The following is a 17,697-nucleotide window of genomic DNA, read 5'->3' as shown; positions in this document are numbered from 1 at the left end:
AGTGCCAGCGCGACCGCGCATCGTGCCACCGGCTTGTTAAGCGAGAGGAGAATATTGATGGTAGTTGCGGTCTATCCCGGTACGTTCGATCCGCTCACTCGCGGTCATGAAGATCTTGTGCGCCGTGCTTCGAGCATTTTCGACACGCTGGTGGTCGGAGTCGCCGACAGTCGCAACAAGAAGCCTTTTTTCTCGTTGCAGGAGCGTTTGGACATCGCGCAGGAGGTGCTGGGTCACTATCCGAACGTGAAGGTGATGAGTTTCGCGGGGTTGCTCAAGGACTTTGTCCGCGCCAATAATGCCCGGGTGATCGTGCGCGGCCTGCGTGCGGTGTCGGACTTCGAATATGAGTTTCAGATGGCGGGAATGAACCGCTATCTGCTGCCGGACGTCGAAACGATGTTCATGACGCCGTCTGATCAATATCAATTCATTTCGGGCACGATCGTGCGGGAAATCGCGCAGTTAGGCGGTGACGTCAGCAAATTCGTGTTTCCTTCGGTGGAGAGGTGGCTCAAGGACAAGGTCGCCGGGGCCTCTCGGGCCGCGGCCGGCGGTTGAATTACCGCTTGCACTACTGACGCAGCGGCAGCGGTATTGTCGAAGCGGCGCGGTCTATCGCACCTGACTCGGAGGCCACCGAGCGGACGTTCTTACTTTGCACGGACCGGACATTCTCACGTTACGCTGACATGCAATGTTGCGCAGCCGAGAAGCAGGCCAGAAAAGTTATAATGTGTTGTTTTTTCTCGGAAAGTTGGTGGCCGTATGGCTTTGATGATTACCGACGAGTGCATCAATTGTGACGTTTGCGAGCCCGAGTGCCCGAACGGCGCGATTTCGATGGGGCCGGAAATCTATCTGATCGATCCGGATAAATGCACCGAGTGCATCGGTCATTTCGACGAGCCGCAATGTGTTCAGGTGTGTCCCGTCGAATGTATCCCGGTGAATCCCGAGCGGGTTGAGACCCGCGAGCAGCTAATGGACAAGTATCGCGCGCTGATGACGGTCGATGAGCGCGCCGACGGTGAGCGCTGAGCCACCCCGCGCCAATCTAATTGTCCTGTGCCGCCGTTGCGGCTTCTCTAGCGTACTTAAGCGCGGTGAAGTTGCATCATTGCGCGTTCCATTTCCCCGCTGACAATCAGCGGCATCACCGCGAGACTTTTGTCGGTGGCTGCGTCGATAAGTTGCTGTTCTTCCTTGCGCGGCGGTTTCAGCACGAAATTGACCACGTCAGGTTTGGCGCCCGCGCGCGCGCCCTCCGGAATCAGCTCCCGCGGATGGCCAATGCCGATACGCAGACGCCAATATTGCTGCGTTGACAGATGAGCGGAAATATCCTTCAAGCCGTTGTGTCCGCCACTGCCGCCGCCTAACTTCAGTTTCGCGACGCCCGGCGGCAAATCCAACTCGTCATGAACGACGAGGATGGATTGGGGCAGAATCTTGAAGAACTGTGCCACTGCCACCACGGACAACCCAGACCGGTTCATAAACGTTTGGGGTTGCAGCAAGTGGATTTCCTCGCCGTGCAGGCGCACCTTCACATAGGCGCCGTGAAAGCGCCGCTCGTCGCGCAGCGTGGCGCCTGCTTTGTGTGCGAGCTGGTCGATGAACCAGAATCCCGCGTTATGCCGCGTGGCCGCATATTCAGCGCCCGGATTGCCGAGTCCGACGATCAACTTGATCATGATGGTCGTGCCACTCGTGAATTCAGTTAAAAAAACCCGCCGGGCATGGCCTCGGCGGGTCACTTCGTCCCGCTGATCCGACTTCGTTGCATCGTACCGGCGGATCGAGAGGATCGATTCTACTATGTGACGGGCACGCAGCATTGCGTCCCCGTATGCAGTGTCCGTACTGCGTTATGCAGCCGGCGTGCCGCCTTCTGACGATTCACCTGCTTCATCTGATACCGCGCCAGCAGGTAGCGTCGCCGACACGATCACCGGGTTTTCCTGCTCGACGTGCGGCGTCAGTTCAACCCCGGCCGGCAGCTTGACATCCTTCGCGTGCAACGACTGGTTCAACCCGAAGTTGGCCAGGTCGACTTCGATGAACTCGGGCAGGTTGCCCGGCAGGCACGATACTTCGATTTCGTTCAGCACGTGCGTAATCACGCCGCCACCGAGTTTCACCGCCGGCGAGCCTTCCTGGTTCATGTAGTGCAGCGGGACCTTCACCGTGATTTTCGTCTTTGCGTCGACACGCTGGAAGTCCACGTGCAGCACCATTCGACGGAACGGATGATATTGGACGTCGCGCAGCAGTACTTGTTCGGTCGCACCGGCGATCTCGAGATCGAGAATCGACGAATGAAATGCTTCTTTGTTCAGCGCGTGGTACAGCGCATTATGGTCCAACTCGATCAACTTCGGTTCGGTGCCAGCGCCGTACACGATTCCCGGCGTCTTGCCGGCATTGCGCAGGCGGCGGCTCGCACCCGTTCCCTGCTGGCTACGCTCGAAAGCGACTACTTTCATGTTGTCTCTCCAATGACTGCCCGCGACCAGGCAGTGGGTCCGGGCAAATTGCCCGGGTCATCAAAACGGGACCATCGAATCCGACACGGATCCCGTCGGTCCCGAAATACGCGGCGCGCGTTCGTAACTGCGCACCACGGGCTGGCAGTGCCACTCGAGGGCGGCCTTGCCGGAATACAGCTATTCTTAATGTTCGGCGAACAGCGACATCACCGAGTCGCCGCGGCGAATCCGCGAGAAAGTTTCAGCCAGCAGGCCGGCGCATGACAACGCGCGAATCCGCGAGCATTCCAGTGCCTCCTTGCCCAGCGGAATCGTGTCCGTCACGACCAGCTCATCGAGCGCTGAGTCCGCGATGCGCTGGATCGCGCCACCGGACAGCACCGGGTGCGTCGCATACGCGAACACTTTCTTCGCGCCGCGCTCTTTCAGCACTTGTGCGGCCTTGCACAGTGTGCCGGCAGTGTCGACCATGTCATCCATGATCACGCACGTGCGACCCTCAACTTCGCCGATGATGTTCATCACCTCGGCGACGTTCGCCTTCGGGCGGCGTTTGTCGATGATCGCCAGATCGGTGTTCAGCTGCTTTGCCAGCGCGCGCGCGCGTACCACGCCGCCGACGTCCGGCGACACGACCAGCAGCTTGTCGTACGCTTGCTTGCGCAGGTCGCCGAGCAGCACCGGCGTCGCGTAGATATTGTCAACCGGAATGTCGAAGAAACCTTGGATCTGATCGGCATGCAGATCCATCGTGATGATCCGTTCGACACCGGCGATTTCCAGCATGTTGGCGACGACCTTCGCGGAAATCGCAACGCGCGCCGAGCGCGGGCGGCGGTCCTGCCGCGCATAGCCGAAGTAGGGGATGGCTGCCGTGATCCGTCCGGCCGATGCGCGTTTGAGCGCGTCGACCATAATCATCAATTCCATCAGGTTGTCGTTCGTCGGCGCGCAGGTGGACTGCAAGACGAATACATCCTTGCCGCGGACGTTCTCTTGGATCTCGACCTGGATTTCTCCGTCCGAGAAGCGGCTGACCATCGCTTTGCCAAGAGGAATACCCAGGGTCTTGACGACTTCCTGTGCAAGCGAGGGATTCGCGTTGCCAGTAAATACCATCAGGCCGTCACTGTTCATCGTGCACCTGCTACTCGGGGGGCGTGGCATGGGATGGAGCGTGTGGCGCTAGGGCAAGATCATGCCCGCGCTATGGGTAACTGGCAGGGGAGGAAGGACTCGAACCCTCGAATGCCGGAATCAAAATCCGGTGCCTTAACCAACTTGGCGACTCCCCTACACGAACCGTCTGCCTGGTCGGGACTCGCGAACCCGACACGGCGAAACCTTTTATGACGCAAAAGTGTACAACGGATGGCGGTCCAGACTCGATGCTATCGCACTTTGCCAGCCGGCAGGGAGCTTTGCTTGCGCCAACTCCGCTTGCGCCCTGCTGGGAAATGCTGCGAATACACTCGCACCCGATCCCGTCATACGGGCGGGCGCGATTGTCGAAAACCAATCCAACACTTGCGCCACTTCTGCATATTTTCCCGCGACAACCGGCTGCATGTCGTTTCGACCAAAATGATCTGGCCAACCCGCCTCGCTTGCCTTATTGTCATCAGCGATGTTTTGCCGTGCAAGAAAGTCCACAATTGTGATGTGTTTGGTGTCTCTTGTCAATGCCTCGGAGCGGAAAATTTCAGCGGTCGGCACATGTACCGCGGGTTTAACCACCAGGAACGTGCGTGTTGGCAGCTGAACCGGTTGCAGTTGCTCGCCCACGCCTTGCGCAAAGGCATTGCGCCCGAACACGAAGAACGGCACGTCGGCGCCCAGTTCTAGTGCCAGGGCTTGCAGCGTCGCGCGCGGCAGATACAGCCGCCACAGCCGGTTCAACGCGAGCAGCGTGGTTGCCGCATCCGAGCTGCCGCCCCCGATGCCGGCTCCCATCGGCAGGCGCTTGTCGATGTCGATCTCCACACCGTAGCGACAACCGCTGCGCTGTTGCAACAGCTTTGCCGCTCGAACGCTTAGATCGGCCTGCTCGGGGACCCCGTCCAGTGGCCGCAGGTGGCGCACCGTGCCATCGTCGCGGCGCCGGAAATGCAGCACGTCGCTCCAGTCCAGCAACTGGAACACCGTCTGTAGCTCGTGATACCCGTCCTCGCGGCGGCCAGTCACATGTAGGAAAAGGTTGAGCTTCGCGGGGGCTGCGCAGTCGCGCAGTATGTCTTCGGTTTCAGTCATGGGGGTTCATCACGCCGTGGATGCCTGTGCGCGGCTTATTGGTCCAGTACGAGTTTGACCGACAGCGGTGGCGCCTGCCGCGTCAGGTTTACGCGCTTGACGCGGCTTACCGGCGCGGCGACGTACGCTAGGTATTCAATCGTCCAACCGTCCTGCTCGACGCGGCTCAGGCGGCCGGCGCCGTCGGTCGCCGTCCAGGCGCGCGAGTCTGGCGACACGGATGGCTGCAACCAGTAGCGCAGCCCTTCGACCGGCAGTGAGAAGCCCAGCGTGCCCTGCATTAGCTCGGATACGCTTGGCGCCATCTGTGGCGCTTTGTTGGGCAATTCGAGGGTGGCCAATCCTGGTGCCGACGCGACGATGGCCAGCGTCTGACCGAGCGGGCTCAGCAATTGCAGCTTGACGGTTTGGCCGGCTTCCTGCCAATCAAAATTGCCATACGCGTTGCGCGGCTGCCCATTTTGGTCCTCGTAGCTGACCGCGAAGCGTCCATGGTACGCGTGCACGGTTTGCCCGGCCTGCGCGCTGCCTGTGCCGGCAACGGGCGCAGTGGGCCGCTGTTGTGGCGTCACACAGGCGCTCAGCAGCGCAGCGAGCCCGAGCGCGCCACACCCGTGGCGCATGGCGCGCGACTGCCGCAGGCCGCCAGCAGCGCAGCGCAACACGCGGCGAACAGACGAAACACAACGAGCAGGCCGGGCGCGCACGTCGGCCAGTAGTGGAACTTGGTTCATCACAGGTCGTCGATCTGGAAGCGTTTCAGCGTCTTGACCAGCGTGTCGTTGTGCGGTTCCAGCTTCCGTGCGTCGCGCCACGCCGCGCGGGCCTGGTCACGATCGCCATTTTCCCACAGCACCTCGCCTAGATGCGCGCCAATCTCCGCGTTCGGCTGCAAGTTGTACGCGCGACGCAGCACCTTCACTGCACCAACCTTGTCGCCGAGCCGATACTTGATCCAGCCGACGCTGTCCATGATGAATGCATCGTCCGGTGCCAGCGATGATGCTTTTTCTATCAGCTGATTGGCCTCGTCCAGCCGCTGGTTGCGGTCCGCGAGCGAATAGCCGAGTGCGTTATAAGCCTGCGGGTTTTCCGGTTGCAGCCGGATTAGATCGCGCAATTGCTTTTCCATTACGTCGTAGTGACCGTTGCGCTCGGCGGCCATCGCGTAGTCGTAGGCCAGGTCCGGATCGTCCGGAAACGCCTTAGCCGCTTGCGCGAGCCGCGCCTCGGCTTGGGCATAGCGCTTGGCGTCAAACAAGATCGCGCTGTCGGTACGCGCGATCAGCGCCGCTTCGCGCGGCGTCATCGGCTTGAGTTCGGCGAGCAGGTTGCGTGCGTCGTCGACCTTGCCCTCGCGGGCGATGATCTGCGCGCGCGTGATTTGTCCCGCCAGGTGTTGCGTGCTTCCGGGCGAGATCTTGTCCAGCCATTGCGACGCAGCCTGGTCATCCTTTTGCTCGAGCGCGATCTGTGCCAGATAGAGGTACGCTTGGCCCGGATCGGCGTTTGGCTGACGCTGCGCGGCCGCGACGTACCGTTGCAGGTATTGCTTCGCGCTCGACCAGTGCCGCTGCTGGATCTCGATCAGCGCGAGCGCCATCAACGGCAGCAGGTCGTGGCTGTCGTCATTGGCCAGTCGCGTGAACTCGATTTTCGCGTCGTCCAGCTGATCGCTGGCCAGATACAACTGGGCCAGCGACATCCGCGCCTCGCGCGCCTGCGGATTCTTACGCACGTATTGCGACAGCCGCTGCGTGGCCTCCGCGCGATCCTGTGGGCCGAGCTGCGCGAGCAGTAGCACTGCGGGCAGGAAGTCGGGCTTTTCCTTCAGCGCGACTTGCAGCGACTGGCGCGCGCCATCGCGGTCCTGCGTAAGTGCCTGCTGTCGGGCGATCGCGTAGTTCGCCTCTGGCTTGTCCATGTCGTGACGCAACAAACTCTGCAGCACATGCAGGCCCGACGTGCGGTTCGGGCCGCGCGCCAGCAGCATTTGCACCCCGATTAGCGCATTGGCACGATTATCCGGCGCAACCTTCGCCAATTGCTGCTCCAGCAGCGGCTTGGCTTCCTCGGGCTTGCCAGCCAGCACCAGCAGCGAGGCATCGATTTGCGCGGCACGATCCGACTGGGGCGCGTACTGTTGCCACAGCTGTGCCGCGTTCAGCGCGTCGACCGGGCTTTGCGCAAGCAGCGCGATTTCCGTGGCGCGCTGCGCGAAGCGCGGGTCCATCGTGTCGCGGGCCAATGCCAGGTAAGTCTGGTAGGCCGGTGCGGGCTGGTTGCGCTGCAGCGCAACCTCGGCGGCCAGCACCTGGTAGACCACCTGGCTGGTCAGCGGCAGGCGCGGCAGCGCCTTCTGCTCATCGGGCGTTGGCGTGCTGATGATATCGGTCAATTCCGGCGAGTCGTTGTCCTGCGCGGCGGTGGGCCGTGTGAGCACGAGCGAGACGGCGAGCAACGCGGCAGCCGCCGCCGGGCGTGCTGGGCCTCGGTGGAGCAGCTTGGCAAGAAGCAGGTTCATGGAAATCCAGTCAATGTTTCGATGGATTGTAACGCGGTGGCTACAATAGTGGGCGTGGACCACGGTGTGTCCACCTGCCTGCCTATTAGACATGCCAGAACTGCCGGAAGTTGAAGTGACGCGACGCGGAATTGAACCGTATGTCGCTGGACGACGCGTGCAGCGCGTCGAGGTGCGTAATGTTGCGCTGCGCTGGCCGGTGCCGGCCACGCTGGCGCGCGAGCTTGAGCAACGCGTGATCCACAAAGTGGAACGGCGCGGCAAGTACCTGCTGTTCGAGCTGGACGACGGATGGCTCATCGTGCACCTGGGGATGACCGGTACGCTGCGCGTGCTGCACAACCTGCCCGCGTTGCCGCCCGCCGCCCAGCACGATCATATCGACTGGGTCTTCGATGAGTTCGTGTTGCGTTTTCGCGACCCGCGTCGCTTCGGTGCGGTGTTGTGGCATCCGCGCGCGTCGGGCGGCGTGCTCGAGCATCCTTTATTGGCCAGCCTTGGAGTCGAGCCTTTTTCGAGCGCATTTTCGGGCACGCTGCTGCATCGTCGCACGCGTGGGCGCACGGTGTCGATCAAACAGGCGCTGCTGGCCGGCGACATCGTCGTCGGCGTGGGCAACATCTATGCATCCGAGAGTCTGTTTCGCGCCGGCATTCGGCCGAGTACGCCGGCGGGACGCGTGTCGCTGCCGCGCTATGAACTGCTGGCCGACGCTATTCGCGCGACACTGGCGGCGGCAATCGACAAGGGTGGCAGTACGTTGCGCGACTTTGTCGGCAGCCACGGCGAGAGCGGTTATTTCCAACTCGACTATTTCGTCTATGATCGGGCCGGCCTGCCTTGCCATGCTTGCGGTGTACCGATCCGGCACATCGTGCAAGGACAGCGCTCGACCTATTACTGCACGCGCTGCCAGCGCTGAATCGACCCCTTGGAGGCCAACATAGAACCAGCTGACTTCGCGCCGCGCCTGATCGCGTGGCAGCATACGCATGGGCGGCACGACCTGCCGTGGCAGCGCAGCCGGGACCCATATCGAGTCTGGCTGTCGGAGATCATGCTGCAGCAAACGCAGGTCTCGACGGTGATTCCGTATTATTCGAGGTTCCTCGCACGCTTTCCTCACGTTCACGCATTGGCGGCTGCCGCGGCTGACGACGTGATGGCGCTATGGAGTGGACTGGGATACTACACTCGCGCGCGCAACCTGCACCGGTGCGCGCAGGTCGTCGTCCAGCAGTATGGCGGCGCGTTCCCGCAGACTGTTGAGCAACTCGCGGCACTGCCGGGAATCGGCCGTTCGACGGCGGCGGCGATTGCCGCCTTCTCGTTCGGCGTGCGCTCGCCGATCCTGGATGGCAATGTCAAGCGGGTGCTCGCGCGGATTTTTGGGATTGACGGCTTTCCGGGCGACAAGCGCGTAGAGACCGCGATGTGGGCGCTAGCTGAGTCGTTGCTGCCGACGGCCGGTGACGCATCCGACAAGGCGTCCGGGAAGGCGTCCAATGACGCAGCCGATAGCGTACGCCAGCGCGATGGCGCACCGGTCGAGCCCATCGTGGCGTATACGCAAGGACTGATGGACCTGGGAGCGACGCTGTGCGTACGGGGCCGGCCAGATTGCGGTCGCTGCCCGTTTGCGCACGCGTGTGTGGCCAATCTGACGGGCCGACAGCGTGAACTGCCGGCCGCTAGGCCCAAAAAGCCCGTGCCGACACGCCGCACAATGATGCTGGTGCTGCGCAGTGCCGATCAGGTGCTGCTCGAGAAACGCCCGCCGTTGGGCATTTGGGGCGGGCTCTGGAGCTTGCCCGAGGCGCCGGACGTGGACGCGCTTGCCGCGCGTGCGGCGCAACTCGGCGGTGCGCCGGTCGTGCTGGCGCCGCTTGCCCCGCTGGCGCATACGTTCACACATTTTCGCCTCGAAATCGAGCCACGGCTCGCGCAACTGGTGGACGAACCGCGGGCCGCAGTGCGCGACGCGCAGGCGGACACTGCATGGGTGCGGCTGGATGCCATCGGCGACTATGGCTTGCCCGCGCCGGTGCGCAAGCTGCTCGATGCGCTGGACGGAACGTTGTTGTAGCCCAAGTTACAGCAGTGGGTGATGCAGGTTACAGCAGTGGAGTGGGTAGAGCAGGCTACAGCAGTTGGTGCTGCAGCATGTAGTGGTGCACGACGTCGATCCGCGCGCCGGCATCGAGGACTTCCATTAGTTTTTGCCGCGCGCGCGCGGAGACCGGCAGGACCTCGGCGAGCCGGTTGGATACCCAGCTTGGATCGTCGAATGCGTACGGCTCGATGAATGGCAGATTGCCCGGGCTGCGCTCGGACAGCGTGGCAACGATTCGCTCGAGCACCTCTGCGCACGCGCCGAACTTCGCGACGCGCTCGTCGCCGTTCAGCGGGCGGTCCTCGGGCAGTAACTGCACCTGGCCGCGTAGCAAGCCGTTGGGCTCAGTCCGATGCGACAACAACCGGAAGCGGCGTGTGCCTCGGGCGCGGATATGCATCAGGCCGAAACGCTCCACGTCGCAATCGACAATCTCGGCCAGGCAGCCGATCGATTCGGGTACTGGCGGCTCGTCCTGCTGGATCACTTCACTGCCGCTCTTGAGCAAGCATACGCCGAACGGCGCATGATCGCGCAGGCAGTCACGGGTCATGTCCTGGTAGCGGGCCTCGAACACCTTCAACGGCAGCAGGCCACCAGGAAACAGCACCGTGCGCAACGGGAACAGAGGCAGCTTAGCAAGGGTATCAGATGGGACAGTTGACATACGTTCGTGCTCGGTTTGGCGCGGCTAGCCGGACGCTCGGGCCGATGTACTGGCAAACGACGCGCTGTCACCATGCGCGCCGGCGATCTCGCGATGCCGCACCAGCACGTTTGCGGCGCTTGCGAAGCGCGCGGCGAGTGCCTCGGCAATGTAGACGGAGCGATGCTGCCCGCCGGTGCAGCCGATCGCCACGGTCAGGTACGCACGATTGTCGTCGCAGAAATGCGGCAACCACTTGGACAGGTACTCGGCGATATCGTCGATCATCGTGCCGACCAGCGGCGTGGCGGCAAGAAAGTCGATCACCGGCCGATCGAGTCCCGTCAGCGGCCGCAGCTCCCGGTCATAATAGGGATTAGGCAGAGTCCGCGCGTCGAATACCAGATCGGCGTCCAGCGGAATGCCACGCTTGAAGCCGAACGACTGGAACATTAGCGCGAGACCGGTCTGATCGTGTTCGATGAACTGCTTGACCCAGGCGCGCAGCGTGTTTGCGCGCAGGCTGCTGGTGTCAATCTGGTGCCCGAATTCCGCCAGATTGGCCACCAGCTCCCGTTCGTGCTCGATTGCATCGGCCAGCGAAGCCTGTATGCCATCGAGCGCGTCGTCCACCATTGACGCGGACAGCGGGTGCTTGCGGCGCGTTTCGGAGAATCGCTGGATGAGTGATTGCGTGCTCGCATTCAAGAACAGCACGCGAACGTCGTGGGTGTGGCCAAGTGCACGGATAATTTCCGGCATTTCGTCCAGCGAGCGCGCCGAGCGCGCGTCGATCGCGACGCCGAGCCGCGCCTGTCCCTCTCGGGACAGGAACGCCACGAGTTCCGGCAGGAACCGTGGCGGTAGGTTGTCGACGCAGTAGTAGCCGGCATCCTCGAGCGCCGCGAGTGCCACCGATTTGCCAGACCCGGACATGCCGGTGATCAAGATGATTCGCATCGAGTCAGGGTTCATGCGTTTCATCATAGCAGCGCTGTAGCGCTTCGGGCCGCTCAGATTAGCTTGCCTGGAAATTGTCCGTCCGGATCCTGCATCGCAAGCCGCTGGCGCTCCATAAAATCGCGCAATGTATCGATGCCGCGCAATTGCAGAATCGTATTGCGCACGGCGGCTTCGACCAGCACGGCCAGGTTGCGGCCGGCCGCAACCTGGATCGTGACCTTGCTGATTGGCAAGCCCAGCACGTCAACCGTTTGGCTTTCTAGCGGCAGGCGTTGGAATTCGCCGTCGGGGCGGCGCACCAGCTGTACAATCAGCTTGAGCTTCATTTTTCGGCGCACCGCGGTTTCGCCGAAAATCGTCTTGATGTCGAGCAGCCCGAGTCCGCGTACCTCCAGCAAGTTCTGCAGTAGCGGCGGGCAGCGGCCTTCGACGAAATCTGGGCCGAGCCGCACGAAGTCGACCGCATCATCTGCGACCAGCCCGTGGCCGCGGCTGATCAGCTCCAGCCCCAGTTCGCTCTTGCCCAGCCCCGAGTCGCCAGTCAGCAGCACCCCCATGCCGAGGATGTCGAGGAACACGCCGTGCAGCGTTGCGCGCGGCGCCAGGATACGCGACATGTATAGCCGCAAGCTGTCGATCACGGCGGCGGCGGACATCGGCGTGGTGAACAGCGGCGTCGAGGAGCGCGTGCAGCGAAGCACCAACTCCGGCGGCGCCGCTACGCCGCCGGCCACGACCAGGAACGGCGGTTCAAGGGCGATCAGCTCGGCCATGTTACGCGAGCGATCCTCATCGCTTTGCCGCTGATAGTAGTTGACCTCGGCTTCGCCCAGCACCTGGATCCGGTTCGGATGGATCAGGTTCAAGTGGCCGACCAGATCGGCGCTGGAGGTCGCATTGGCGACGGTTTCCGTTGAGAAACCGCGGTCCCAGCCTTCATGACCCGTCAGCCAACTTAGCTTCAGCGAAGCGGCGTTGTCGTCGAAGATGCTTTGCGCGTTGATGCTGGACGTATCCATGGTGGCCTTCTCGGGTTGCGTCGCGCGGCGCTGCTCATCGCGGTGTGCGACGCATGCGCTTGAATCTATTGTGTTAGAAGCGCACGCGTCGCGGCGATTAGGGTTGCCACTGAGTCAGCAGTTGGTGCAGCGCGCCACGGTCCGGCTCGGTGGACAGACTCTTGCGCGCTTGCTGGTCCGACAACAGTTGTGCGATCTCGGACAGGATTTCGAGATGTTGCTGCGTCGCCTGTTCTGGCACAAGCAGGAAGATCAGCAATTGGACCGGCTGGCCGTCCGGCGACTCAAACGGAATGGGTTCGGCAAGCCGCACAAATGCCGCCAGCGGCTGCTTCAGCCCCTTAATGCGCCCATGCGGGATCGCCACGCCTTCGCCCAGACCGGTCGAGCCGAGCCGTTCGCGCGCAAACAGGTTATCGGTGACGACGCTACGGGCAATGCCGTTTTGATTTTCAAAGATCAGGCCGGCTTGTTCGAAAACCCGCTTCTTGCTGGTCACGGACAGACCCAGCACGACATTCTCAATGGGCAGGATTTTAGCTAGACGATTCATAGGGACAGGCGAAAAGCAATTGTATCGCGCACGGGCTGTCGGCCAGCACTGGGGGCCGCGCGACGACTCACGGCAGACGCTTTCCGGCTGATGATTTTATAGGTGGCAACTATGGTAACCAAAGCATTATAGATCAGGCGAGTTGCGTATGGTGCAACGCGCCAACGCGGGTCCGGTCTACGCGATACAACGGTGCGGGTAATGAAAAAGCCGCCCGGTGCGGGCGGCTTGCCAACGCGGACCCGATCCGCGCTCAGGGTGCCGGTTGCTCGGGAACAGGCACGTACTTGATCGCCTCATGCTGGTGGCCTTGCAGCCGGCCCTTGTAACGCAATACCTGACGGTCGAGTTTGTCGATCAGCATGTCGATCGCCGCGTACAGGTCGCCATTCGCGCTCTCGACAAAGATGTCCTTGCCCTTCAGGTGCAGGTTGACCTCCACCCTTTGCCGTTTTTCCTTTTCCTTGTGATTGTCCACGGCCAGTAGCACAGTGCCATCGATCACCTGGTCAAAATGCCTGAGCACTCGGTCGAGCTTCGCGACCACATATTCGCGCAGGGCGGGCGTGACGTCCAGGTGGTGTCCACTGATCTTCAGATTCATAGCTGCCTCTCCGTGCTCAATAGCCGCTGGCGCAAAGGCATGATCCGGCGCCGCTCGAGCCTCGTCCCGCTTGTAGCGTGCACCCCGTTGTGACGAAAAAGGTGCGGCGGGCCGATATCGGCCGGCTCCTGACCATATTCTATCTAAGCGCCGCGGCCGGTAAACGCCCACCGCAACATGCAGTAGGCTATAACGACTTACGCATGCTAACAGCCGGGATCTTCAGCGCTTCGCGATATTTCGCCACAGTTCGGCGTGCGACCACGAAGCCCTGTTCGGCCAGCAGTTCAGCGATGCGGCTGTCTGAAAGAGGGGTTTTCGGGTCTTCGGCTCCTATCAGTTGCTTGATGAGCGCGCGGATCGCGGTCGATGACGCCGCGCCCCCCGTATCGGTCGACACGTGCGAGCCAAAGAAGTACTTGAATTCGAGCGTCCCAAAGGGCGTCAGCATGTACTTCCCGGTCGTGACCCGCGATACGGTCGACTCATGCAAGCCCAGCGTATCAGCAATTTCTCGTAAAACCAAGGGGCGCATCGCGATCTCGCCATGCACGAAAAAACTACGCTGACGCTCGACGATTGCTTGTGCGACGCGCAAAATCGTTTCAAATCGTTGCTGGATGTTCTTGATCAGCCAGCGCGCTTCCTGCAGTTGCTGGCGCAACGAACCGCTGCCTGGGTCACCCCGGTTGCTGCGCAGGATGTTCGCGTATAAGTGGTTGACCCGCAGCCGCGGCACGACTTCGCGGTTCAACTCCGCCTGCCACCCCTGTGAGGTTTTCTTCACGATGATGTCCGGCACCACGTAGTCGGCCTCGGCCTTGCCGTACGCGGCGCCGGGGAACGGCTCGAGCGAGCGGATCAGCGCATGCGCGTCGCGCAGCGCGTCGTCGCTGGCCTTCAGGTGCTTGCGCAGACGCGTGAAGTCGCGCGCCGCCAGCAACTCCAGGTAGTTCGACACGATTTCCAGCGCCAGCGTGCGCGTGGCGCTTGGCTCCAGCCGCAACAATTGCAGCTTCAGGCATTCGGACGCCGAGCGCGCCCCGACCCCAGCCGGATCGAAGCTGTGCAGCAGCGCGAGCGCCGCGTTCAACTCATCGGCGTCGACCTCAAGTTCGGCCGGCAAGTCGGCGAGGATTTCGTCGCAGCTCGCGCTCAGGTAGCCATCGTCGTCCAGCGACTCGATCAGAAACGTGACCAGCGCGCGGTCGCGCGGGCTAGCCTTGGTCAGGCGCAACTGCGCGCCCAAATGCTCGCGTAGGCTGACCGTGGATTCGTGCAACTGCAGCGGCGGCATCTCGTCGTCGTCGGAGGTGCCACCGGGACGCACATAGTCGTCCAAATTCCACGACGCCGTGTCGGTGCCGCTGTCGCTGTTCATGCCGTTGTATTCGTCGACGGCGGCCGGCTCCGCGCTTTCCGCGCGCTCGCCGTTCACGCCGTTGGCGCTGCCGAGCACCGGTGCTGGTGCCTCGGCCATGCCGGTGGGCAGCGCGCTGCTTTGCGACGGCAACAGTGAGCCGTCCGCGGCGACCCGCAACGGGCTCGCGATCCAGTCGTCCTCGTTCTCCAGTAAAGGATTTTGCGCGATCGCCGTGGCGACCTCCTGCTGCAATTCGAGCGTCGACAGCTGCAGTAGCCGAATCGACTGCTGCAATTGCGGGGTCAGTGCCAGATGCTGCGATAGACGGAGTTGAAGGCTTGCTTTCATGGCAGATTGCTTTTTATTGTAGACAGTTTGCCACGTTGGCGGAACCTTGAGGGAACACGTTGGCCCATTTTGTGCATGTTTGAACGAGTCGGCGCACGCGAGCCACCCGCTGGCGCGGCAGTGTCGCCAGGTCGGCGCTGGCTGGGGCGGGAGCCAGCCCCAGTAAAGGGACTACATACGAAAATGTTCGCCCAGGTACACGCGGCGCACGCTCTCGTTCGCAATGATTTCCTTGGGCGCGCCGGCCGCGAGCACGCTGCCGTCGCTGATGATGTACGCGTGGTTGCAGATGCCGAGTGTCTCGCGCACGTTATGATCCGTGATCAACACGCCGATGCCGCGCTCCTTCAAAAAGCGCACGATCTTCTGGATTTCCAGTACGGCAATGGGGTCCACGCCGGCAAACGGCTCGTCCAGCAGGATAAAGCTGGGGCGGGTGGCGAGTGCGCGCGCGATTTCGACACGGCGCCGTTCGCCGCCGGACAGCGACATCGCCGGATTGTCGCGCAAGTGTGCGATCTGCAGCTCCTCGAGCAATGCGTCGGCACGCACCGATACCGCTTGCTTGGACAGCGGTTTGTCATGCTCGTCTAGTTGCAACTCCAGCACCGCGCGGATGTTCTCGTTGACAGACAGCTTACGGAATACCGATGCCTCCTGCGGCAGATAGGACAACCCCATCCGGGCGCGCTGGTGGATCGGCAGCACGCTGATCGGCGTGTCATCGAGCATGATCTCGCCGGCATCGAGCGGCACCAGTCCGACGATCATGTAGAACGAGGTCGTCTTGCCGGCGCCGTTCGGTCCGAGCAGCCCAACCACTTCGCCGCTTTTCACGTCAAGCGACACGTCCTTGACGACGGTGCGCGCGCCGTAACGTTTGCGCAAGTTGCGCACCGACAGCGTGCTGGCCGCAGTCCGAGCAGACACGGGGAGAACCGATGCGTTCATGGTTGCGACGTTCCTTGCAGCGTCGTGGACGGGGTCAGCGTCACGTCGCCGGCCGGTTGAGGCAGCGCGCCGCCCCCCGTGCTGGGGGTGAGCATCGCGCGCACGCGGCCGCTTGGATTGCCCGGTCCCGCGACATCCTTGCCCGACTGCGCGGTGTAAAAGTCCTTTTGACCATCGTAGGTGATCACACTGCCGCGCACCTCATCGACGAGTTTGGACAACCCATGCAAGCGCCGCACAACGGCGCGCGTGGTCAACGTTGTCAGGTCCTGCTTGCCGTCGTAGTCGATGCGCACCGCGTTGCCTTCGATGTATTCGTCCATGCCGTCGCGCTTCTGCCGGAAGTACGACAGTGTGCTGCCGTTGCTGGTGCCGATGGCGTGCTGGTAGCCTTGCGGATCCTGCTTGACTTCCACGCGGTCCGCACGGATCAGGATCGTGCCCTTGGTCGCGACGACGTGGCCGGTGAAGACCGTCAGCTGCTTCAGGTCGTCGTACGTCATGTTGTCCGCTTCGATGTTTAGCGGCTTGTCGCGATCCGCGCGCTCGGCGTGCGCAACGGACAGCGACAGCGCAAGCGGCAGCGCGACGGCCAGCGTCGACACGATCCGCCTGCCTGCCGTGCGGGCACGGCTCGCCCTGGCGCAGCGCTGCGGATGCAGCATGCGCGCAGGCACGGGGCGGTCAAACATTGGGTTCATGCGCGTCGTGCGAGAAAGAGGTGCCCGTCATTGACTGAACGGTCCGCCCGCCGCCGTGTCGGACGCGGCAATCATGCCGCGTACCTGGCCGAGCAGATGCATTTCGCGGGTCACGTTGTTGTAGATCATGCCATTGGCCGTCATCTGGGACGGGCCGCGTAGCAGTTTAACCGGCTTTTCGGTTTCGATGATATCGTCGTTGGTCAGCACGCGGAAGTGCTCGGAATCAGCTTGCATCCGCGGATCGGTCGGACCCGCGTCGCGCACGATGCGCGCGTCGTCGTACAGGTCCACGATCGAGCCGTCCGCATTAATGACAGCGTGCTTGCCGGTGGCGGTGACGACCGGCTGACCCGGCGCGAACGCGCGGATTGCTGGCAGCGTTGCGTGCGTCGCCGCATCGTCCTCATAGTGGACCATCGACGCGGCCGCGATCCGGTACTGCGTTACGCCACTTTCGTCCAGCATCGAGATCGAGAAGTGGTCGGCGAAATAGTCCGGCGTATGCGCCTTGGTCGCCGATACCCCCTGCGACGGGCGCGGCAATGTATTCTGCAGCAGCCAGTACGTGCCGGCGGCGAGTACCGCCATGATCACGAGCGGCAACCAGGCGGACAGGCGTATCTCGCGCATCGCTTAGCCTTCGCACGCCGCCGCGAGCAGACCGTCATACCGGCCCTGTGCGCGCAGCAGTGTATCGATGACCTCGCGAGCGGCGCCGTGACCGCCGCGTGCGGTGGCGATCCAGTGCGCGCGACTGCGTACCTCGGGGTGCGCGCCCGCTGGCGCGGCGGCAAAACCGACGCGCAGCATGACCGCCAGATCAGGCCAGTCGTCGCCCATGTACCCGCATTCGTTGGCGGTGACGCCGGCGGCATCCAGCAACTTGTCGAACGCGACGAGTTTGTCGCTGATCCCTTGGTACAGATATGACACGCGGATCTCGCGCGCGCGCAACTCGACGATCTTCGAATCGCGCCCGGTGATGATCGCGGTCGCGACACCGGCCTGCTCGAGCAGCTTCAACCCATGGCCGTCCATCGAGTTGAAGCCCTTCATTGCATCGCCGTCTGGCGTAAAGTACAACGTGCCGTCGGTTAGCACGCCGTCCACGTCGAATATCATCAGCTTGACGCGCGCGGCACGTTCAATTGCGGTCAGGGCCATGGT

20 protein-coding genes and 1 tRNA gene are annotated in these 17,697 nt (G+C 62.6%); 4 read left to right on the top strand and 17 right to left on the bottom strand.

Features of this window, described 5'->3' with window-relative positions; all coding sequences use genetic code 11:
- Nucleotides 1-57: 57 nt before the first annotated feature.
- Nucleotides 58-561, top strand: a complete 504-nt coding sequence (gene coaD, locus KQH55_RS12710; protein ID WP_041753866.1) for a pantetheine-phosphate adenylyltransferase — start codon at nt 58-60, stop codon at nt 559-561.
- 207 nt (nt 562-768) lie between these two features.
- Nucleotides 769-1,041: a YfhL family 4Fe-4S dicluster ferredoxin gene (locus tag KQH55_RS12705; RefSeq protein ID WP_013436365.1), complete on the top strand. Its 273-nt coding sequence runs from the start codon at nt 769-771 to the stop codon at nt 1,039-1,041.
- Between the two features lie 56 nt (nt 1,042-1,097).
- Here the strand turns inward: KQH55_RS12705 and pth are convergent, their stop codons facing one another.
- The 7 genes from pth to KQH55_RS12670 all read right to left on the bottom strand — a co-directional run bounded on the left by pth (nt 1,098) and on the right by KQH55_RS12670 (nt 7,266).
- A complete protein-coding gene (gene pth / locus KQH55_RS12700; protein WP_076797279.1) occupies nt 1,098-1,697 on the bottom strand; it encodes an aminoacyl-tRNA hydrolase in 600 nt (199 codons plus the stop codon).
- 174 nt (nt 1,698-1,871) lie between these two features.
- Nucleotides 1,872-2,489, bottom strand: a complete 618-nt coding sequence (locus tag KQH55_RS12695; protein WP_076786036.1) for a 50S ribosomal protein L25/general stress protein Ctc — start codon at nt 2,487-2,489, stop codon at nt 1,872-1,874.
- Between the two features lie 186 nt (nt 2,490-2,675).
- Nucleotides 2,676-3,629: a ribose-phosphate pyrophosphokinase gene (locus KQH55_RS12690; protein ID WP_076786037.1), complete on the bottom strand. Its 954-nt coding sequence runs from the start codon at nt 3,627-3,629 to the stop codon at nt 2,676-2,678.
- An 81-nt stretch (nt 3,630-3,710) separates the two neighbouring features.
- Nucleotides 3,711-3,787: transfer RNA gene (locus KQH55_RS12685), tRNA-Gln, on the bottom strand.
- Between the two features lie 52 nt (nt 3,788-3,839).
- Nucleotides 3,840-4,742 (bottom strand): 4-(cytidine 5'-diphospho)-2-C-methyl-D-erythritol kinase, encoded by a 903-nt coding sequence (ispE, locus tag KQH55_RS12680; RefSeq protein ID WP_235091264.1) that lies wholly within the window; start codon nt 4,740-4,742, stop codon nt 3,840-3,842.
- Between the two features lie 35 nt (nt 4,743-4,777).
- Nucleotides 4,778-5,365, bottom strand: coding sequence for a lipoprotein insertase outer membrane protein LolB (gene lolB, locus KQH55_RS12675; RefSeq protein ID WP_076787650.1), 588 nt, complete (start codon nt 5,363-5,365; stop codon nt 4,778-4,780).
- A gap of 110 nt (nt 5,366-5,475) precedes the next feature.
- Nucleotides 5,476-7,266 carry a tetratricopeptide repeat protein gene (locus KQH55_RS12670; protein ID WP_235091259.1) on the bottom strand — a complete coding sequence of 597 codons (1,791 nt, stop codon included), beginning with the start codon at nt 7,264-7,266 and terminating at the stop codon, nt 5,476-5,478.
- A gap of 91 nt (nt 7,267-7,357) precedes the next feature.
- Between KQH55_RS12670 and mutM the strand changes: the two genes are divergently transcribed.
- Nucleotides 7,358-8,188, top strand: a complete 831-nt coding sequence (mutM, locus tag KQH55_RS12665; protein WP_076786040.1) for a bifunctional DNA-formamidopyrimidine glycosylase/DNA-(apurinic or apyrimidinic site) lyase — start codon at nt 7,358-7,360, stop codon at nt 8,186-8,188.
- An 84-nt stretch (nt 8,189-8,272) separates the two neighbouring features.
- Nucleotides 8,273-9,352, top strand: coding sequence for an A/G-specific adenine glycosylase (locus KQH55_RS12660; protein ID WP_235091466.1), 1,080 nt, complete (start codon nt 8,273-8,275; stop codon nt 9,350-9,352).
- 55 nt (nt 9,353-9,407) lie between these two features.
- Here KQH55_RS12660 and KQH55_RS12655 read toward each other — a convergent pair whose 3' ends face one another.
- The 10 genes from KQH55_RS12655 to KQH55_RS12610 form a co-directional block, all read right to left on the bottom strand.
- Nucleotides 9,408-10,046, bottom strand: coding sequence for an LON peptidase substrate-binding domain-containing protein (locus tag KQH55_RS12655; RefSeq protein ID WP_076786042.1), 639 nt, complete (start codon nt 10,044-10,046; stop codon nt 9,408-9,410).
- Nucleotides 10,047-10,070: 24 nt separating this feature from the next.
- Nucleotides 10,071-10,985, bottom strand: coding sequence for an RNase adapter RapZ (gene rapZ / locus KQH55_RS12650; protein ID WP_076797278.1), 915 nt, complete (start codon nt 10,983-10,985; stop codon nt 10,071-10,073).
- Between the two features lie 53 nt (nt 10,986-11,038).
- Nucleotides 11,039-12,007, bottom strand: a complete 969-nt coding sequence (gene hprK / locus KQH55_RS12645; RefSeq protein ID WP_041754506.1) for an HPr(Ser) kinase/phosphatase — start codon at nt 12,005-12,007, stop codon at nt 11,039-11,041.
- 97 nt (nt 12,008-12,104) lie between these two features.
- Nucleotides 12,105-12,560 carry a PTS IIA-like nitrogen regulatory protein PtsN gene (gene ptsN / locus KQH55_RS12640; RefSeq protein ID WP_076796362.1) on the bottom strand — a complete coding sequence of 152 codons (456 nt, stop codon included), beginning with the start codon at nt 12,558-12,560 and terminating at the stop codon, nt 12,105-12,107.
- A 253-nt stretch (nt 12,561-12,813) separates the two neighbouring features.
- A complete protein-coding gene (gene hpf, locus KQH55_RS12635; RefSeq protein ID WP_076786045.1) occupies nt 12,814-13,164 on the bottom strand; it encodes a ribosome hibernation-promoting factor, HPF/YfiA family in 351 nt (116 codons plus the stop codon).
- Between the two features lie 187 nt (nt 13,165-13,351).
- Nucleotides 13,352-14,875: an RNA polymerase factor sigma-54 gene (locus KQH55_RS12630; RefSeq protein WP_235091258.1), complete on the bottom strand. Its 1,524-nt coding sequence runs from the start codon at nt 14,873-14,875 to the stop codon at nt 13,352-13,354.
- A 171-nt stretch (nt 14,876-15,046) separates the two neighbouring features.
- Nucleotides 15,047-15,826, bottom strand: coding sequence for an LPS export ABC transporter ATP-binding protein (gene lptB, locus KQH55_RS12625; protein WP_235091256.1), 780 nt, complete (start codon nt 15,824-15,826; stop codon nt 15,047-15,049).
- Nucleotides 15,823-16,491 carry a lipopolysaccharide transport periplasmic protein LptA gene (gene lptA, locus KQH55_RS12620; protein WP_076787652.1) on the bottom strand — a complete coding sequence of 223 codons (669 nt, stop codon included), beginning with the start codon at nt 16,489-16,491 and terminating at the stop codon, nt 15,823-15,825. Before lptA ends, lptB begins: the two co-directional genes overlap by 4 nt.
- Before the next feature lie 63 nt (nt 16,492-16,554).
- Nucleotides 16,555-17,160: an LPS export ABC transporter periplasmic protein LptC gene (gene lptC / locus KQH55_RS12615; protein WP_076786048.1), complete on the bottom strand. Its 606-nt coding sequence runs from the start codon at nt 17,158-17,160 to the stop codon at nt 16,555-16,557.
- Between the two features lie 3 nt (nt 17,161-17,163).
- Nucleotides 17,164-17,694 (bottom strand): HAD family hydrolase, encoded by a 531-nt coding sequence (locus tag KQH55_RS12610; protein WP_076786049.1) that lies wholly within the window; start codon nt 17,692-17,694, stop codon nt 17,164-17,166.
- Nucleotides 17,695-17,697: the final 3 nt, after the last annotated feature.

The organism is Mycetohabitans sp. B3 (genome assembly GCF_021498065.1).
Lineage (GTDB): Bacteria > Pseudomonadota > Gammaproteobacteria > Burkholderiales > Burkholderiaceae > Mycetohabitans.
Note: the sequence above shows the minus strand (reverse complement) of the source record. Positions and strands in the feature narration are given on the sequence as shown.

Coding starts and splice junctions, on each gene's coding strand:
- coaD (WP_041753866.1), top strand. CDS start 58: ATGGTAGTTGCGGTCTATCCCGGTACGTTCGATCCGCTCACTCGCGGT.
- KQH55_RS12705 (WP_013436365.1), top strand. CDS start 769: ATGGCTTTGATGATTACCGACGAGTGCATCAATTGTGACGTTTGCGAG.
- pth (WP_076797279.1), bottom strand. CDS start 1,697: ATGATCAAGTTGATCGTCGGACTCGGCAATCCGGGCGCTGAATATGCG.
- KQH55_RS12695 (WP_076786036.1), bottom strand. CDS start 2,489: ATGAAAGTAGTCGCTTTCGAGCGTAGCCAGCAGGGAACGGGTGCGAGC.
- KQH55_RS12690 (WP_076786037.1), bottom strand. CDS start 3,629: ATGAACAGTGACGGCCTGATGGTATTTACTGGCAACGCGAATCCCTCG.
- ispE (WP_235091264.1), bottom strand. CDS start 4,742: ATGACTGAAACCGAAGACATACTGCGCGACTGCGCAGCCCCCGCGAAG.
- lolB (WP_076787650.1), bottom strand. CDS start 5,365: ATGCGCCACGGGTGTGGCGCGCTCGGGCTCGCTGCGCTGCTGAGCGCC.
- KQH55_RS12670 (WP_235091259.1), bottom strand. CDS start 7,266: ATGAACCTGCTTCTTGCCAAGCTGCTCCACCGAGGCCCAGCACGCCCG.
- mutM (WP_076786040.1), top strand. CDS start 7,358: ATGCCAGAACTGCCGGAAGTTGAAGTGACGCGACGCGGAATTGAACCG.
- KQH55_RS12655 (WP_076786042.1), bottom strand. CDS start 10,046: ATGTCAACTGTCCCATCTGATACCCTTGCTAAGCTGCCTCTGTTCCCG.
- rapZ (WP_076797278.1), bottom strand. CDS start 10,985: ATGCGAATCATCTTGATCACCGGCATGTCCGGGTCTGGCAAATCGGTG.
- hprK (WP_041754506.1), bottom strand. CDS start 12,007: ATGGATACGTCCAGCATCAACGCGCAAAGCATCTTCGACGACAACGCC.
- ptsN (WP_076796362.1), bottom strand. CDS start 12,560: ATGAATCGTCTAGCTAAAATCCTGCCCATTGAGAATGTCGTGCTGGGT.
- hpf (WP_076786045.1), bottom strand. CDS start 13,164: ATGAATCTGAAGATCAGTGGACACCACCTGGACGTCACGCCCGCCCTG.
- KQH55_RS12630 (WP_235091258.1), bottom strand. CDS start 14,875: ATGAAAGCAAGCCTTCAACTCCGTCTATCGCAGCATCTGGCACTGACC.
- lptB (WP_235091256.1), bottom strand. CDS start 15,826: ATGAACGCATCGGTTCTCCCCGTGTCTGCTCGGACTGCGGCCAGCACG.
- lptA (WP_076787652.1), bottom strand. CDS start 16,491: ATGCTGCATCCGCAGCGCTGCGCCAGGGCGAGCCGTGCCCGCACGGCA.
- lptC (WP_076786048.1), bottom strand. CDS start 17,160: ATGCGCGAGATACGCCTGTCCGCCTGGTTGCCGCTCGTGATCATGGCG.
- KQH55_RS12610 (WP_076786049.1), bottom strand. CDS start 17,694: ATGGCCCTGACCGCAATTGAACGTGCCGCGCGCGTCAAGCTGATGATA.